The 16152-nt window shown below is 58.6% G+C and carries 15 protein-coding genes; 13 read left to right on the top strand and 2 right to left on the bottom strand.

The genetic code is table 11. The features are described 5' to 3' along the window. Positions 1 to 4: 4 nt before the first annotated feature. The 5 genes from nuoJ (at position 5) to nuoN (ending at position 5764) form a co-directional block, all read left to right on the top strand. Complete coding sequence (nuoJ, locus tag M8013_RS16430; protein WP_271268863.1) at positions 5 to 559, top strand: NADH-quinone oxidoreductase subunit J; 555 nt, start codon at positions 5 to 7, stop codon at positions 557 to 559. Further along, on the top strand, positions 556 to 858 hold the full coding sequence (nuoK, locus tag M8013_RS16425; protein WP_271268862.1) for an NADH-quinone oxidoreductase subunit NuoK: 303 nt from the start codon (positions 556 to 558) through the stop codon (positions 856 to 858). Before nuoJ ends, nuoK begins: the two co-directional genes overlap by 4 nt. After that, positions 855 to 2696 (top strand): NADH-quinone oxidoreductase subunit L, encoded by a 1842-nt coding sequence (gene nuoL / locus M8013_RS16420; protein ID WP_271268861.1) that lies wholly within the window; start codon positions 855 to 857, stop codon positions 2694 to 2696. The genes nuoK and nuoL overlap by 4 nt, the downstream gene beginning before the upstream one ends. 74 nt (positions 2697 to 2770) lie before the next feature. Continuing rightward, positions 2771 to 4300, top strand: coding sequence for an NADH-quinone oxidoreductase subunit M (gene nuoM, locus M8013_RS16415; protein WP_271268860.1), 1530 nt, complete (start codon positions 2771 to 2773; stop codon positions 4298 to 4300). A 6-nt stretch (positions 4301 to 4306) separates the two neighbouring features. Beyond that, a complete protein-coding gene (gene nuoN, locus M8013_RS16410; RefSeq protein WP_271268859.1) occupies positions 4307 to 5764 on the top strand; it encodes an NADH-quinone oxidoreductase subunit NuoN in 1458 nt (485 codons plus the stop codon). A gap of 155 nt (positions 5765 to 5919) precedes the next feature. On the opposite strand, the gene M8013_RS16405 is transcribed toward nuoN, so the two are convergent. After that, positions 5920 to 6924 (bottom strand): chemotaxis protein, encoded by a 1005-nt coding sequence (locus M8013_RS16405; protein ID WP_271268858.1) that lies wholly within the window; start codon positions 6922 to 6924, stop codon positions 5920 to 5922. 66 nt (positions 6925 to 6990) lie between these two features. After that, on the bottom strand, positions 6991 to 7908 hold the full coding sequence (rnz, locus tag M8013_RS16400; protein ID WP_271268857.1) for a ribonuclease Z: 918 nt from the start codon (positions 7906 to 7908) through the stop codon (positions 6991 to 6993). A 71-nt stretch (positions 7909 to 7979) separates the two neighbouring features. Here rnz and M8013_RS16395 point away from each other — a divergent pair, with 71 nt between their 5' ends. The 8 genes from M8013_RS16395 (at position 7980) to menE (ending at position 15925) form a co-directional block, all read left to right on the top strand. Then, a complete protein-coding gene (locus M8013_RS16395) occupies positions 7980 to 8432 on the top strand; it encodes a GNAT family N-acetyltransferase (protein WP_271268856.1) in 453 nt (150 codons plus the stop codon). Positions 8433 to 8503: 71 nt separating this feature from the next. Next, positions 8504 to 8809, top strand: a complete 306-nt coding sequence (gene elaB / locus M8013_RS16390; protein ID WP_271268855.1) for a stress response protein ElaB — start codon at positions 8504 to 8506, stop codon at positions 8807 to 8809. 105 nt (positions 8810 to 8914) lie between these two features. Continuing rightward, a complete protein-coding gene (gene menF / locus M8013_RS16385; RefSeq protein ID WP_271268854.1) occupies positions 8915 to 10210 on the top strand; it encodes an isochorismate synthase MenF in 1296 nt (431 codons plus the stop codon). 88 nt (positions 10211 to 10298) lie between these two features. Next, positions 10299 to 11969 (top strand): 2-succinyl-5-enolpyruvyl-6-hydroxy-3-cyclohexene-1-carboxylic-acid synthase, encoded by a 1671-nt coding sequence (gene menD / locus M8013_RS16380; RefSeq protein ID WP_271268853.1) that lies wholly within the window; start codon positions 10299 to 10301, stop codon positions 11967 to 11969. Next, positions 11966 to 12742, top strand: coding sequence for a 2-succinyl-6-hydroxy-2,4-cyclohexadiene-1-carboxylate synthase (gene menH / locus M8013_RS16375; RefSeq protein ID WP_271268852.1), 777 nt, complete (start codon positions 11966 to 11968; stop codon positions 12740 to 12742). Before menD ends, menH begins: the two co-directional genes overlap by 4 nt. Next, positions 12739 to 13596 carry a 1,4-dihydroxy-2-naphthoyl-CoA synthase gene (gene menB, locus M8013_RS16370; protein WP_271268851.1) on the top strand — a complete coding sequence of 286 codons (858 nt, stop codon included), beginning with the start codon at positions 12739 to 12741 and terminating at the stop codon, positions 13594 to 13596. The genes menH and menB overlap by 4 nt, the downstream gene beginning before the upstream one ends. Beyond that, complete coding sequence (gene menC, locus M8013_RS16365; protein WP_271268850.1) at positions 13596 to 14561, top strand: o-succinylbenzoate synthase; 966 nt, start codon at positions 13596 to 13598, stop codon at positions 14559 to 14561. The genes menB and menC overlap by 1 nt, the downstream gene beginning before the upstream one ends. Beyond that, positions 14558 to 15925, top strand: a complete 1368-nt coding sequence (menE, locus tag M8013_RS16360) for an o-succinylbenzoate--CoA ligase (RefSeq protein ID WP_271268849.1) — start codon at positions 14558 to 14560, stop codon at positions 15923 to 15925. The genes menC and menE overlap by 4 nt, the downstream gene beginning before the upstream one ends. Positions 15926 to 16152: the final 227 nt, after the last annotated feature.

The raw sequence follows: 16152 nt of genomic DNA, 5'->3' as shown, positions 1-16152 counted from the left end.
GGCAATGGAATTCGCTTTTTATATCTGTGGCCTGATAGCCATCCTGGCTACGCTGCGAGTGATTACGCACACCAACCCGGTGCATGCGCTGCTGTATTTAATCATCTCGCTGCTGGCTATTTCTGGGGTGTTCTTTGCACTGGGCGCACACTTTGCCGGTGCGCTTGAAATCATCGTCTACGCCGGGGCCATTATGGTGCTGTTCGTGTTCGTGGTGATGATGCTGAACCTCGGTGGGTCGGAAATCGAGCAGGAACGTCAGTGGTTAAAACCGCAGGTGTGGATTGGTCCGGCAATATTGTCGGCGATCATGCTGGCGGTAATCGTATATGCCATTCTGGGCGTTAACGACCAGGGCATCGACGGTACGCCAATCAGCGCCAAAGCGGTAGGCATCTCACTGTTCGGGCCTTACGTTCTGGCGGTTGAACTGGCTTCTATGCTGCTGCTGGCAGGCCTGGTTGTAGCATTCCACGTCGGTCGTGAAGATCGCGCTGGCGAGGTGCTGAGCAACCGTTCTGACGACCGTGCGAAAAGAAAAACGGAGGATCACGCATGATCCCTTTACAACACGGACTGATCCTCGCAGCGATTTTATTCGTGCTGGGCTTAACCGGTCTGGTTATCCGCCGCAATCTGCTGTTCATGCTGATTAGCCTGGAAATCATGATCAACGCCGCCGCGCTGGCCTTTGTGGTCGCCGGTAGCTATTGGGGCCAGACCGATGGTCAGGTCATGTACATCCTCGCCATCACCCTTGCGGCTGCAGAAGCGAGTATTGGCCTGGCGCTGTTGCTACAGCTCCATCGTCGCCGCCAGAACCTGAACATCGATTCAGTAAGTGAGTTGCGTGGATGAACATGCTTGCCTTAACCATTATTTTCCCGTTGATTGGCTTCCTGCTGCTGGCCTTCTCACGCGGTCGCTGGTCGGAAAACCTGTCTGCGACCGTGGGCATTGGCTCCATCGGCCTGGCCGCGCTGGTTACCGCGTATGCGGGTATCGACTTCCTTAACAACGGCAAGCAGGCGTATACCCTGCCGCTGTGGAACTGGATGTCGGTCGGCGATTTCAATATCGGTTTCAGCCTGGTGCTGGACGGCCTCTCCCTGACCATGCTCTCGGTGGTCACCGGCGTCGGCTTCCTGATCCACATGTTCGCCTCCTGGTACATGCGCGGTGAAGAGGGTTACTCCCGCTTCTTCGCCTACACCAACCTGTTTATCGCCAGCATGGTGATTCTGGTGCTGGGCGACAACCTGCTGCTGATGTATCTCGGCTGGGAAGGCGTGGGCCTGTGCTCCTATCTGCTGATCGGTTTCTACTACACCGATCCGAAAAATGGCGCAGCGGCAATGAAAGCCTTCGTCGTGACCCGTGTGGGTGACGTGTTCCTCGCGTTCGCGCTGTTCATCCTCTACAACGAGCTGGGCACGCTGAACTTCCGCGAAATGGTTGAACTGGCACCTGCGCACTTCGAGGCCGGTAACAACATGCTGACGTGGGCAACCCTGATGCTGCTGGGCGGCGCGGTAGGTAAATCCGCACAGCTGCCGTTGCAGACCTGGCTTGCAGATGCGATGGCGGGCCCAACGCCTGTCTCCGCGCTGATCCACGCCGCGACCATGGTGACCGCGGGCGTCTACCTGATTGCCCGTACTCATGGCCTGTTCCTGATGACGCCTGAAGTACTGCATCTGGTAGGGATCGTCGGTGCGGTTACGCTGGTGCTGGCAGGCTTTGCGGCGCTGGTGCAGACCGACATCAAACGCGTTCTCGCTTACTCCACCATGAGCCAGATTGGCTACATGTTCCTGGCGCTGGGCGTGCAGGCGTGGGATGCGGCGATTTTCCATCTGATGACGCATGCGTTCTTTAAAGCGCTGCTGTTCCTCTCGTCCGGTTCGGTGATCCTTGCCTGCCACCACGAGCAGAACATCTTCAAGATGGGCGGACTGCGTAAGTCCATTCCGCTGGTTTACGCCTGCTTCCTGGTGGGCGGCGCGGCGCTGGCGGCACTGCCGTTGATCACCGCGGGCTTCTTCAGTAAGGACGAAATCCTGGCGGGAGCAATGGCGAATGGCCATATCAATCTGATGGTTGCCGGTCTGGTCGGTGCGTTTATGACCTCCCTGTATACCTTCCGTATGATTTTCATCGTCTTCCACGGAAAAGAACAAATTCACGCGCATGCAGGGAAGGGGATTACCCACCATCTGCCGCTGATTGTGCTGATGGTCCTGTCCACCTTCGTTGGCGCACTGATTGTGCCGCCGCTGCAGGGTGTGCTGCCGGGTACCACCGAGCTTGAACACGGTCGTGTGCTGACGCTTGAAATCACCTCCGGCGTGGTCGCTATCGCGGGCATCCTGATTGCCGCCTGGCTGTGGCTGGGTAAACGTACACTGGTGACTGCCGTTGCCAACAGTGCGCCAGGCCGTCTGCTGGGGACCTGGTGGTACAACGCGTGGGGCTTCGACTGGCTGTATGACATGATCTTCGTGAAACCGTTCCTCGGCATTGCGTGGCTTATCAAGCGCGATCCGCTGAACGCGATGATGAACACCCCGGCGATCCTTTCCCGCTTTGCAGGTAAAGGCCTGCTGTTCAGCGAGAACGGTTATCTGCGCTGGTATGTGGCATCAATGAGCATTGGCGCGGTGGTCGTACTGGCGCTGCTGATGGTTCTGCGTTGATTCATAAGTGAATTTATAAGAATTCGTTGAAAATCAGGCCCCTGTCGGGGCCTTAAAAAGGAATAAAAATCGCCATGTTATTACCCTGGCTAATCTTAATTCCCTTCATTGGTGGGTTCCTGTGCTGGCAGACCGAACGCTTTGGCGTGAAGATGCCGCGCTGGATTGCGCTGATCACCATGGGATTGACGCTTGCGCTTGGCCTGCAACTTTGGTTGCAGGGCGGCTATTCACTGACCCAGTCTGCGGGCCTGCCGCAGTGGCAGTCTGAATTTATCCTGCCGTGGATCCCGCGTTTCGGCATAACCATTCACCTGGCGATTGATGGTCTGTCGCTGCTGATGGTGGTGCTGACCGGTCTGCTCGGCGTTCTGGCGGTACTGTGCTCCTGGCAAGAAATTCAAAAATACCAGGGCTTCTTCCACCTGAACCTGATGTGGATCCTCGGCGGCGTGATCGGCGTGTTCCTGGCCATCGACATGTTCCTGTTCTTCTTCTTCTGGGAGATGATGCTGGTGCCGATGTACTTCCTGATCGCGCTGTGGGGCCACAAGGCATCCGACGGTAAAACGCGTATCACGGCGGCAACCAAGTTCTTCATCTATACCCAGGCGAGCGGTCTGGTGATGTTGATTGCTATCCTGGCGCTGGTGTTCGTGCACTACAACGCGACCGGCGTCTGGACCTTTAACTATCAGGATCTGCTGAAAACGCCAATGTCGCACGGCGTGGAATACCTGCTGATGCTGGGCTTCTTCATTGCCTTCGCAGTGAAAATGCCGGTAGTTCCGCTGCACGGCTGGCTGCCCGATGCTCACTCCCAGGCCCCAACGGCAGGTTCCGTTGACCTGGCAGGCATCTTGCTGAAAACCGCAGCCTACGGTCTGCTGCGTTTCGCACTGCCGCTGTTCCCGAACGCCTCCGCAGAGTTTGCGCCGATTGCTATGTGGCTCGGTGTGATTGGTATCTTCTACGGTGCCTGGATGGCCTTCACCCAGTACGACATTAAACGTCTGATTGCGTACACCTCGGTGTCCCACATGGGCTTCGTGCTGATTGCCATCTACACCGGCAGCCAGCTGGCGTACCAGGGGGCAATCATTCAGATGATCGCGCACGGTCTGTCGGCGGCGGGTCTCTTCATCCTGTGCGGCCAGCTGTACGAACGTCTGCACACCCGTGATATGCGTCAGATGGGCGGTTTGTGGAGCAAAATTAAATGGTTGCCAGCGATGTCGATGTTCTTCGCAGTGGCCACGCTGGGGATGCCGGGTACCGGTAACTTCGTCGGCGAATTTATGATCCTGTTCGGCAGCTTTAAAGTAGTGCCGGTCATTACGGTGGTATCAACCTTCGGTCTGGTATTCGCGTCCGTCTACTCTCTGGCGATGCTGCATCGCGCCTACTTCGGTAAAGCGAAGAGCGAAATCGCGGCGAAAGAGCTGCCGGGGATGTCACTGCGCGAGCTGTTTATCATTCTGTTGCTGGTTGTGCTTCTGGTACTGCTTGGCTTCTATCCGCAGCCGATTCTGGATACCTCGCATTCCGCGATGGGCAATATCCAGCAGTGGTTTGTTAATTCTGCTTCTACTACAAGGCCGTAAATCGCCATGACTTTAACTCCACAACACCTGATTGCGCTGCTACCGCTGCTGATCGTCGGATTGACGGTGGTGGTAGTGATGCTCTCCATTGCGTGGCGACGCAATCACTTCCTGAATGCCACGCTGTCGGTTCTGGGCCTTAACGCTGCATTGGTTTCCCTCTGGTTTGTTGGCCAGGCGGGAGCGATGGACGTGACGCCGTTGATGCGCGTCGACGGCTTTGCCATGCTCTATACCGGGCTGGTTCTGCTGGCGAGCCTGGCGACCTGTACCTTTGCCTACCCGTGGCTGGAAGGTTACTACGACAACAAAGAAGAGTTTTACCTGCTGGTTCTGATTGCCGCGCTGGGCGGCATTCTGCTGGCGAATGCCAACCACCTGGCGGCGCTGTTCCTCGGCATTGAGCTGATCTCTCTGCCGCTGTTCGGCCTGATTGGTTATGCCTTCCGCCAGAAGCGCTCTCTGGAAGCGAGTATCAAGTATACGATCCTGTCTGCTGCTGCTTCGTCCTTCCTGCTGTTTGGTATTGCGCTGGTTTATGCCCAGTCCGGTAACCTCTCTTTCATTGCGCTCGGCAAGAGCCTCGGCGACGGTATGCTGCATGAACCGCTGCTGCTGGCAGGTCTGGGCATGATGATTGTTGGCCTGGGCTTTAAACTGTCGCTGGTACCGTTCCACTTGTGGACGCCAGACGTTTATCAGGGTGCACCCGCACCGGTTTCTACCTTCCTGGCGACGGCGAGCAAAATCGCTATCTTCGGCGTGGTGATGCGTCTGTTCCTGTACGCACCGGTTGGTGAAAGCGAAGCAGTACGCGTGGTGCTGGGCGTTATCGCCTTCGTGTCGATCATCTTCGGTAACCTGATGGCGCTGAGCCAGACCAACATTAAGCGTCTGCTCGGTTACTCCTCCATCTCGCACCTGGGCTATCTGATGGTGGCGCTCATCGCACTGCAGAGCGGTCAGATGTCGATGGAATCCGTGGGTGTTTACCTGGCCGGTTATCTGTTCAGCAGCCTCGGCGCGTTCGGCGTGGTGAGTCTGATGTCCAGCCCGTACCGCGGCCCGGATGCTGACTCTCTGTACTCTTACCGTGGTCTGTTCTGGCACCGTCCAATCCTGTCGGCAGTCATGACCGTGATGATGCTGTCGCTGGCGGGTATCCCGATGACGCTGGGCTTTATCGGTAAGTTCTACATCCTGGCCGTGGGTGTGCAGGCGAACCTGTGGTGGCTGACCGGTGCAGTGGTTGTCGGTTCCGCGATCGGTTTGTACTACTACCTGCGCGTGGCGGTGAGTCTGTATCTGAATGCACCGCAGCAGCTTAACCGCGATGCGCCAACCAACTGGCAGTACAGCGCCGGCGGGATTGTGGTGCTGATTTCAGCTCTGCTGGTACTGATCTTCGGTATCTACCCGCAGCCGCTGATAAGCCTCGTGCAGCACGCGATGCCGCTGATGTAAGGCAAAAGCAAAAAAGGCAACGAAAGTTGCCTTTTTTAATGTTTATACCCTCCCCCCGCGGGAGAGGGCATCAGGCCGCACCAAACAAAAAACCGCCGAGGCGGTTTTTTTTATTGCCGGGTAAGCGAAGCGCCACCCGGCAAAAACAGTGCAAATCAGGCCAATTGCTTACGGCTAATCAACGGCCCATCAATCTGCTTCGTCGCCCGCTCCAGCACTTCCGCAATCACCGAGGAAAGCTCGTTCAGCTCGAACTTCGCCACGTAGCCATCGGCCTTCACTTTGCGGATATGATCTTCGTTGGCGTTGCCGGAAAGGGAGGAGTGGATCACCACCGGAATGGCTTTCAGGATCTCATCGGTTTTGATTTTGCGCGTCAGGGTAAAGCCGTCCATCTCAGGCATTTCGAGGTCGGTCAGCACCAGTGCAATCTTGTCGGTGATCGGCACGCCTTCTGCCTGAGCTTGCGCGGCCAGTACGCCGATCTTCTCCCACGCCTCTTTGCCGGTAATGTGCATCAGCGCCGGGATTGCCATCGCCTGCAGCCCTTTTTCCAGCATTGAACGCGCCACTTTCGAGTCTTCTGCCACAATCGCCACGGCACCCGGTTTGATATTGAATTTCGGGGTGTTGAGGTTGTTAGCGTGCAGATCGTGGTTGGCGGGGGTGATGTCGTACAGGATCTGTTCCACGTCCAGCACCATCGCCAGATCGTTGGTATCAGTTTTCTCGTCGAGACAGGCGATGCTGGTGATATAGCGTCCGCTCACGGCGGTCTCGGCCGCATGTACCTGCTTCCAGTCCAGACGCATAATATTCTCGACCGACTCCACCGCAAAGGCCTGCACGCTGCGGGCATATTCGGTGATCAGCAGAATGTTCAGCCCGGTAGTCGGTTTACAGCCTGCTACCGCAGCGAGGTCGATGACCGGGATCACCTGGTCACGAATATTCACCATTCCCATCAGCGGCGACTTCATGCCCGCCGGTTTGGTGAAAGAGGGCATCGGCACAATCTCGCGAAGCTTAAAGACGTTGATGCCGAACAGCTCAGATTTGTTGTCATTCATTGATGTGCCGAGACGAAACAGCAACAGCTCAAAACGGTTCGACAGGGTCAGATTTGCCCTGTCATCAATGTCCTTCTGGAAATTATCCATGTCTTTCCTCATGTGAAAATACCGACCTGTAAATTGTTATCGGCAGTAATGAGGAAAAATCGAGCGTTAAACGCGAAGCAGGGTGAAATCTTGCGCCAGTTCACAGTCGGCAAACCCGGTGCGGCACTCTGCCAGCAGCATGGCGCAGCCCTCGGCGTCATAGCGCGAGCTGACGTGGGTGACGACCAGTTTTTTGACCTGCGCGCGGTGGGCAAGCCCGGCGGCCTGACGCGTCGAACTGTGACCGCGGCTGTTGGCTTTCTCCTCCATCGCGGTCTCAAGCGTCGCCTCATGCACCAGCAGATCGACGCCCTGAGCCAGCGCCAGCGCAGCGTCACAGGGGGCGGTATCACCGAAAATCGCCAGTTTTTTACCGGGACGAGGGGCAGAGAGGTAATCCGCGCCGTTAACCACCCGGCCATCCTGCAGCGTAACGCTTTCCCCTCGCTTGAGCTGCTGATACAGCGGCCCGGAGGGAACGCCCGCGGCCGCGAGCGCTGCGCCATCCAGGGCGCCAGGTTTATCGTGCTCTTCAATACGAAAGCCGTAACACTCTACGGGATGGTTTAGCAATGCGGCGGTCACCGTCCAGGCATCGTCGCGAAACACCACCCCTTCGGCTATTTCGATTATCTCCAGCGGATAGTCAGTCCACGAGCCGCTCAGACGCAGGCTGGTTTCGACAAACTCGCGGATCCCGGCCGGGCCATAGATTGTCAGCGGATGGACGATCCCGGCCATCGAGCGGCTGCACAGCAGTCCGGGCAGCCCGAAGATGTGATCGCCATGCAGATGAGTAATAAAAATTTTATCCAGCTTGCCGGGATGGCTGGTGGTGCGCAGCAGCTGATGCTGGGTGCCTTCGCCGCAGTCAAACAGCCACAGACCGCTACGGGTCGGGTGCTGCAAATCAAGCAACATTGACGTAACATTGCGCGCACGGGTCGGCACGCCAGCGGATGTTCCCAAAAACAGCAGTTCCATAGTGCAAAAGCCTCTGTGCCAGACGCGAAAAGTCATGAGTATAACGGCAACCCGCCGATAAGGAGATAGCGATGATTCAGTGGCAAGACCTGCACCACAGCGAACTGACCGTTCCCGAACTGTACGCTTTGCTCAAGCTGCGCTGCGAAGTCTTTGTGGTTGAGCAGACCTGCCCCTATCAGGATGTTGACGGCGACGACCTAATCGGCGAAAACCGGCACATCCTTGGCTGGAAAGATAACCAGCTGGTGGCGTATGCGAGGATTCTGAAAAGCGACGATGATTTTTCGCCGGTGGTCATTGGCCGGGTCATTATCAGCGGTCAGGCGCGGGGCGAAAAGCTGGGATACGCCCTGATGGAACACACTCTGCTCTCGTGCGAAAAACACTGGCCGGACAACGCGTTATACCTGGGGGCGCAGGCGCACTTGCAGCCATTTTATGGCCGTTTTGGCTTTGCGCCAGTCACTGAAATCTATGATGAAGATGGCATCCCACATATCGGCATGGCGAAAGAAGCGTAGCGGATGGCGCAGGCAAAATCGGCAGGCGTTGTCTATAGTTAGCGGACTGATGCAACCACATGGAGAAAACTATGTCCTTCCATTCCTCGGAAACGCATGTTGATGATGATCTGACGCTGCTAAGTGAAACGCTGGAAGAAGTCCTCCGTTCTTCAGGCGATCCGGCCGATCAAAAGTATATTGAACTGAAGGCGCGTGCCGAACAGGCACTGCACGACGTGAAGACGCGCGTGAGTCATGCGTCCGACACCTACTATTATCGGGCCAAAAAAGCGGTGTATCGCGCGGACGACTACGTTCGTGAAAAACCGTGGCAGGGCATCGGAGTAGGTGCTGCCGCCGGTCTGGTTCTGGGTATTCTGCTCGCCCGCCGTTAACCCACGCCCCACCTTCTCCCTGCCAACTCCCTGCCAAATCGTGGGTACTGCTTTTTCAGGCCAGTACCCCGTATAATGTGTGGTTTTGAGCGGGGAGAGGTTCACGTGCATTCGATTTCTATCGCGCTGGAAGGCCTTGCCGGACAGCTGTCAGCCGCGTTTCCTGACGCACCAGGCCTGCATCATCTTGATGTCTCTTTTGCGCTTAACGATGCGTTCGACCCCCTCGCCTGGCTGAATGCCCAGGTCAGCTACCCACAATTTTACTGGCAGCAGCGTAATGGCGATGAAGAGTACGCCGCGCTGGGAGCCGTGAAGCGCTTCCGTTCCTTATCCGCCGCCCGTCAGTTCTTACAGCGATTCCCCGCTTATCCTGAAACCCGCATCGTCGGTATCAACGCCTTTGATCCGCAACGAGGTGATCTATTCTTACCGCGCCTGCTATGGGAGCGCTGCGGCGGTAACGCCACGCTGCGTCTGCTGCTCTGGAGTGAGACCTCGCTCAACGACGACGCACAACGTGCCCGCGAGGTGGTGCACACGCTGCGTCAAATCACAGCGATTTCGCCACTCAGCCAGCAGGTAGTCAGTGAAATGCATCGGCCAGACAAATCGGGCTGGATGGATCTCGTTACCCGGGCAACCGACGCTATTGCCCAGAGCGAGTTCGATAAAGTGGTGCTGGCCCGGGCTACGGATTTGCAGTTTGACGGTGCAGTTAGCCCGGCTGCGCTGATGGCGGCCAGCCGTCAGGTCAATTTTCAGTGCTACCACTTTTTGATGCGCAGTAATGCCGACAACGCGTTTTTGGGCTCGTCCCCGGAACGGCTGTGGCGGCGGCGAGGTTCACTGCTGCGCACCGAAGCGCTGGCCGGGACGGTCGCCAGCCATCACGATGACGCTCACGCCACCCGGCTCGGTAACTGGCTGATGCACGATGACAAAAATCAGCGTGAAAACATGCTGGTAGTCGAAGACATTTGCCAGCGCCTGCAGCACGACTGCGGGGTACTGGACGTACTCCCGCCGCAGATTGTGCGCCTGCGAAAGGTTCAGCATCTGCGCCGCTGCATCTGGACGGCGCTGCAACAGCCCGATGATGAACAGTGCCTGATGCTGCTCCAGCCCACGGCGGCGGTGGCCGGCCTGCCGCGCCAGGCAGCATGGGATTTTATTGCTCAGAATGAACCCTTTGACCGAGAAGGATATGCCGGTTCGGCAGGCTATCTTTCACTGGCGCAGAGTGAATTCTGCGTGGCGCTGCGTTCAGCCCGGGTGCAGCATACACGCGTTCGACTGTACGCTGGAGCCGGGATTGTCAGCGGTTCCGACCCAGAGCAGGAGTGGCAGGAGATCGAAAATAAGGCTGCCGGACTGCGCACTCTCCTCCTAAAGGATTAATACTGAGTCGTACATTCCCGATTCATATCAAAATTACATCTTTTTCTATTATTTATACTTAGTCGCAATATTGATACCGGACAAATCCATGTCAGTGAGTTCTTTTAACCGACGCTGGGCGGCGGTGATCCTTGAAGCCCTGACCCGCCATGGCGTCAGGCATATTTGCATTGCGCCGGGCTCACGCTCAACGCCGCTGACCCTGGCCGCAGCCGAAAACCGTGGCTTTATTCATCACACCCATTTTGATGAACGCGGTCTCGGCCACCTGGCGCTTGGGTTGGCGAAAGCCAGCAATGCGCCGGTGGCGGTGATTGTCACCTCGGGTACGGCGGTGGCGAATCTGTATCCGGCGCTGATTGAGGCCGGGCTGACCGGCGAAAAGCTGGTGCTGCTGACCGCAGATCGTCCGCCGGAGCTGATTGACTGCGGCGCCAACCAGGCCATTCGCCAGCCGGGCATCTTTGCCTCGCATCCTTCTGAAACGCTGTCGCTGCCGCGCCCAACCCGTGATATCCCCGCCCGCTGGCTGGTGTCGACGGTGGATAACGCGCTTTCTACCCTGCGCGCTGGCGCACTGCACATCAACTGCCCGTTTGCCGAGCCGCTGTATGGCGAAATGGATGATGTCGATTTGGACTGGCAGCAGGCGCTGGGTGACTGGTGGCAAAGCGATAAGCCATGGCTGCGGACGCCGGTTGTACTCGAAAGCCCTAAACAGCGCGACTGGTTCTTCTGGCGACAGAAGCGCGGCGTGGTAGTGGCCGGCAGAATGAGCGCCGCCGAAGGCAAGCTGGCGGCAGAGTGGGCGCAAACCCTGGGCTGGCCGCTGATTGGCGATGTGCTTTCCCAGACCGGGCAACCGCTGCCGTGTGCCGACCTGTGGCTGGGTAATGCGAAAGCGGTTACCGAACTGCAGGATGCGCAAATTGTGATTCAGCTCGGCGCCAGCCTGACCGGTAAACGCCTCCTGCAGTGGCAGGCTACCTGTAGCCCGGAAGAGTACTGGTTGGTCGATGGGCTGGAAGGGCGGCTGGATCCCGCGCATCATCGCGGACGTCGGCTGATTTCGACCGTTGCCGATTGGCTGGAACAGCATCCGGCGGAGAAGCGCGCCCCGTGGGCCACAGCGATCCCGGCGCTTTCTCGTCAGGCCTGGCAGCTCACAGCAGAGCACAGCGATGCCTTCGGTGAAGCACAGCTGGCGCACCATATTCGTCGCTATCTGCCCGAACAAGGGCAACTGTTTGTCGGCAACAGCCTGGTGGTCAGGCTAATTGATGCGTTATCCCGGCTCCCGGCGGGGTATCCGGTGTTTAGCAACCGGGGAGCCAGCGGGATTGATGGCCTGATATCGACTGCCGCCGGCGTTCAGCGCGCTAACGCCCGTCCGACGCTGGCTATCGTCGGCGATCTGTCGGCCCTGTATGACCTCAACGCGCTGGCGCTGCTGCGCCAGACCTCAGCGCCGTTTGTGCTGATGATTATCAATAATAACGGCGGGCAGATTTTCTCCCTGCTGCCGACGCCGCAGAGCGAGCGCGAGCGCTTTTATCTGATGCCGCAAAATGTGCAGTTTGAACATGCGGCGGCGATGTTCAGCCTGCGCTATCAGCGCCCGGAAAGCTGGGCAGAACTGGAGAGTGCGCTGAAGGCGGCGTGGAGTAAGCCGAAAACGACGTTGATTGAAGTGGTGGTTAATGACAGCGACGGGGCGCAGATGCTGCAAAACCTGCTGGCGCAGGTCAGCCACCTGTGATCCTCGCAGGCGAACAACGCACCGGCAATGCGGACCAGCCCTGGCTGGTATTCCTGCACGGTTTCTCCGGCGATCGCCACGAATGGCAGCAGGTCGGGGCGCGGTTTGACGCCTGTCCCCGGCTGTATCTGGATCTGCCGGGCCACGGCGACTCGGCGCACATTACGGTGAACGATTTTCACGCGGTCAGTACGTTGCTGAATGCCACCCTTGTTAGTTACAACATACTCAATTACTGGCTGGTGGGATATTCCCTCGGCGGCCGCATTGCGCTGTATCACGCCTGCCAGCGCCCGGACGGGCTACGGGGGCTGATCGTCGAAGGCGCACATCCGGGGCTTAGCAATGCGCAGCAACGCGCCAGCCGCCGGACCGCCGATGTACGCTGGGCGGCCCGCTTTCGCGATGAGCCGCTTGAGGCGGTATTTGCCGACTGGTATCAGCAGCCGGTATTTGCCCATTTAACCGATGAACAACGCCAGCAACTGGTCGCACTGCGCAGCCGCAATAACGGCGCAACGCTTGCCGCCATGCTGCAGGCCACCTCGCTCGGCGAACAACCTGATTTACGGGTTGCGCTCGCTGAGTACCCAGACCCGTTTTACTTTATTTATGGCGAGCAGGACGACAAGTTCAGATTTATTGCCAGTGAACTTGCCGCCATTCGCCATAAAATTCCGCATGCCGGACACAACGCTCACCGGGAAAACCCCGGTGCGGTGGTCGAGCGTCTGGCTCAGATACTCCGTCTTCCCATTAAGGACACGCTATGATCTACCCTGATGAAAACATGTTGTACGCCCCAGTGGAATGGCAGGACTGCTCCGAAGGCTATTCCGACATTCGCTACCACAAATCGGCTGACGGGATCGCCAAAATCACCATCAACCGCCCGCAGGTGCGCAACGCGTTCCGCCCGGTAACTGTTAAAGAGATGATTCAGGCGCTGGCGGATGCCCGTTATGACGACAACATCGGCGTGATCGTGCTGACCGGGGAAGGTGAACAAGCCTTCTGCGCTGGCGGCGATCAAAAAGTACGCGGCGACTACGGCGGCTATCAGGATGACTCTGGCGTGCACCATCTGAACGTGCTCGACTTCCAGCGTCAAATCCGTACTTGCCCGAAACCGGTCGTGGCGATGGTCGCGGGCTATTCCATCGGCGGTGGCCACGTGCTGCACATGATGTGTGACCTGACGATTGCGGCGGAAAACGCCATCTTCGGCCAGACCGGCCCGAAAGTCGGCTCCTTCGACGGCGGCTGGGGCGCATCCTACATGGCGCGGATCGTCGGGCAGAAAAAAGCGCGTGAAATCTGGTTCCTGTGCCGCCAGTACAACGCCCAGGAAGCACTGGATATGGGGCTGGTTAACACCGTTGTACCGGTTGCCGAGCTCGAAAAAGAGACCGTGCGCTGGTGTCGTGAAATGCTGCAAAACAGCCCGATGGCGCTGCGCTGCCTGAAAGCGGCGCTGAACGCCGACTGCGACGGTCAGGCCGGATTGCAGGAGCTGGCGGGTAACGCCACCATGCTGTTCTACATGACTGAAGAAGGCCAGGAAGGACGCAACGCCTTCAATGAGAAGCGTCAGCCGGACTTCAGCAAATACAAACGGAATCCGTAATGCGCAGCGCGCAGGTTTACCGCTGGCAGATACCGATGGATGCGGGCGTAGTGCTGCGCGACAGGCGGTTAAAAACCCGGGACGGGCTGTTTGTTCATCTGCAAATGGCAGACCGGGAAGGGTGGGGAGAGATTGCCCCCTTGCCGGGCTTTAGCCGTGAGTCGCGGGATGACGCCGAGGCTGCGTTGCGGGCGTGGAGTCTGGCCTGGCGCGACGGCGGTGAACCGCTGCTGCCGGGCCTGCCTTCAGTGGATTTTGGCATCAGCTGCGCGCTGGCGGAGCTGGAGGGAACCCTCCCGCAAGAGGCTGACTATCGCGCTGCGCCGCTTTGTACCGGCGATCCGGACGAACTGTTTGCCGTGCTCGCCGCCATGCCGGGCGAGAAAGTCGCGAAAATCAAGGTTGGCCTGTATGAAGCGGTCCGCGATGGCATGGTGGCCAATCTGTTACTGGAAGCCATCCCGGATCTGCGTCTGCGCCTTGATGCCAATCGCGCCTGGACGCCGCTAAAAGCGCAGCAGTTTGCGAAGTACGTCAACCCGGCATACCGGGAGCGGATCGCATTTCTCGAGGAACCGTGCAAAACCCGCGCTGACTCGCTGGCGTTTGCCCGCGAGACCGGGATTGCTATCGCCTGGGATGAAAGCCTGCGCGAAGATGATTTCCGGTTTGTTGCCGAGCCGGGCGTTCGCGCCGTGGTGATCAAACCCACGCTGACCGGCAGCATCGCGAAGGTGCGCGAGCAGGTGAACGCCGCACAGGCGCAGGGGCTGACGGCAGTGATCAGCTCGTCGATTGAATCGAGCCTCGGCCTGACCCAGCTGGCGCGGATCGCCGCCTGGCTTACGCCAGATACCGTTCCCGGGCTGGATACTCTGAACCTGATGCAGGCACAGCTGCTGCGAACCTGGCCGGGCAATACGCTGCCGCATCTGGGGCCAGAGGCGCTGGAGCCGCTGCTATGATCTTCTCCGACTGGCCGTGGCGACACTGGCGTGCGCAGCATGCGGACAAACCGGCGCTGCGGCTTAGCGGGGTGTGTCTGAGCTGGGACCAACTCTGCCAGCGCATTGATGCGCTGGCGAGCGGTTTTGTGCAGCAGGGCGTGCGTGAAGGTGATGGGGTGATGCTGCAGGCGCATAACCATCCCGACACGCTGCTGGCGTGGCTGGCGCTGCTGCAATGTGGCGTGCGTATCCTGCCGGTCAATCCGCAGCTGCCGCGACCGTTGCTGGAAACTCTCCTGCCGTCGTTAACGCTGCGTTTTGCGCTGGTGCTCAACGGAGATGGCGGTTATCCCCACCTGTCGCCACTGAGAATGCTGAACCCTCACGGCAGTGCGGGTGCGGTCTGGCAACCCGCGCGGCTGGCGACCATGACCCTAACCTCTGGCTCGACCGGGCTGCCAAAGGCGGCGGTACATACCTGCGCGGCGCACGTTGCCAGCGCCGAAGGTGTACTGGCGCTTATGCCCTTCGGAGCTGACGACGACTGGCTGCTCTCCCTGCCGCTGTTTCACGTTTCCGGGCAGGGCATTTTATGGCGCTGGCTGGTGGCGGGTGCCAGGCTGACGGTTTGCGAAAAGCAGCCTCTGGAACAGATGCTGCAGGGCTGTACTCATGCGTCGCTGGTGCCCACCCAGCTCTGGCGTCTGCTCAATTCTGGTGCCGAAGTGGCGTTAACCGCGGTGCTGTTGGGCGGAGCCGCGATCCCGGTTGACCTCGCCCGTCGTGCGGCGAGCCGCGGCATTCGCAGCTGGTGCGGGTATGGCCTGACGGAATTTGCCTCCACGGTCTGTGCCAAAGAGGCAGATGGCAATGCCGATGTCGGATGCGCGCTGCCCGGCCGCGAAGTCCAACTGGTTGAGGGTGAAGTGTGGATCAAAGCCGCCAGTATGGCCAGTGGCTACTGGCGTGACGGCAAACTCGTGCCGATCGGTAATGCGCAGGGCTGGTTGGCCACGCGCGATCGCGGCGAGATGGCAGACGGACGTCTGACGATCCTCGGGCGGATGGACAATCTCTTTTTTAGCGGCGGGGAAGGGATCCAGCCGGAAGAGGTCGAGCGCGTGATCGGCACCCATCCGCAGGTCAGTCAGGTGTTTGTGGTGCCGCTCGACGATGCCGAATTTGGTCAACGCCCGGTGGCGGTGGTTGAATGTGAGAGCGGAGCGGATATTGCGCAGCTGCCTCACTGGCTCAGCGACAAGCTGGCGCGCTTTCAGCAGCCAGTACACTGGCTGGTGCTACCTGCCGAACTTAAAAATGGCGGCATTAAAATTTCCCGCCGCGCCCTGCAACAGTGGGTTCATCAGTCGTTGAAGGGCTGATTTGCGAACCTTCTCGGGGAAGGAAATCTCCAGACTTTCCCCTTGCTAAAGCTGTGCTATGGTGCGGGTCAAGGCACTGGCGCAAGGGAAAATATGCACAGCCCATCTTCACCGACACCGCATGATGCGGTTTTTCGTAGCCAGCGCTGCGTATTGCGAAAGCGATGCTGAGTAATGGCCTGTAGCCGGAAAAGGTAACAAAATTGATCGGTCTACCTCCCGAGATT

Origin of the sequence: Silvania confinis (genome assembly GCF_025564085.1) — a bacterium.
In the GTDB taxonomy this organism is placed as follows: Bacteria; Pseudomonadota; Gammaproteobacteria; order Enterobacterales; family Enterobacteriaceae; genus Enterobacter; species Enterobacter confinis.
This window is presented reverse-complemented; position numbering and strand designations above follow the sequence as displayed.

Coding starts and splice junctions, on each gene's coding strand:
- nuoJ (WP_271268863.1), top strand. CDS start 5: ATGGAATTCGCTTTTTATATCTGTGGCCTGATAGCCATCCTGGCTACG.
- nuoK (WP_271268862.1), top strand. CDS start 556: ATGATCCCTTTACAACACGGACTGATCCTCGCAGCGATTTTATTCGTG.
- nuoL (WP_271268861.1), top strand. CDS start 855: ATGAACATGCTTGCCTTAACCATTATTTTCCCGTTGATTGGCTTCCTG.
- nuoM (WP_271268860.1), top strand. CDS start 2,771: ATGTTATTACCCTGGCTAATCTTAATTCCCTTCATTGGTGGGTTCCTG.
- nuoN (WP_271268859.1), top strand. CDS start 4,307: ATGACTTTAACTCCACAACACCTGATTGCGCTGCTACCGCTGCTGATC.
- M8013_RS16405 (WP_271268858.1), bottom strand. CDS start 6,924: ATGGATAATTTCCAGAAGGACATTGATGACAGGGCAAATCTGACCCTG.
- rnz (WP_271268857.1), bottom strand. CDS start 7,908: ATGGAACTGCTGTTTTTGGGAACATCCGCTGGCGTGCCGACCCGTGCG.
- M8013_RS16395 (WP_271268856.1), top strand. CDS start 7,980: ATGATTCAGTGGCAAGACCTGCACCACAGCGAACTGACCGTTCCCGAA.
- elaB (WP_271268855.1), top strand. CDS start 8,504: ATGTCCTTCCATTCCTCGGAAACGCATGTTGATGATGATCTGACGCTG.
- menD (WP_271268853.1), top strand. CDS start 10,299: ATGTCAGTGAGTTCTTTTAACCGACGCTGGGCGGCGGTGATCCTTGAA.
- menB (WP_271268851.1), top strand. CDS start 12,739: ATGATCTACCCTGATGAAAACATGTTGTACGCCCCAGTGGAATGGCAG.
- menC (WP_271268850.1), top strand. CDS start 13,596: ATGCGCAGCGCGCAGGTTTACCGCTGGCAGATACCGATGGATGCGGGC.
- menE (WP_271268849.1), top strand. CDS start 14,558: ATGATCTTCTCCGACTGGCCGTGGCGACACTGGCGTGCGCAGCATGCG.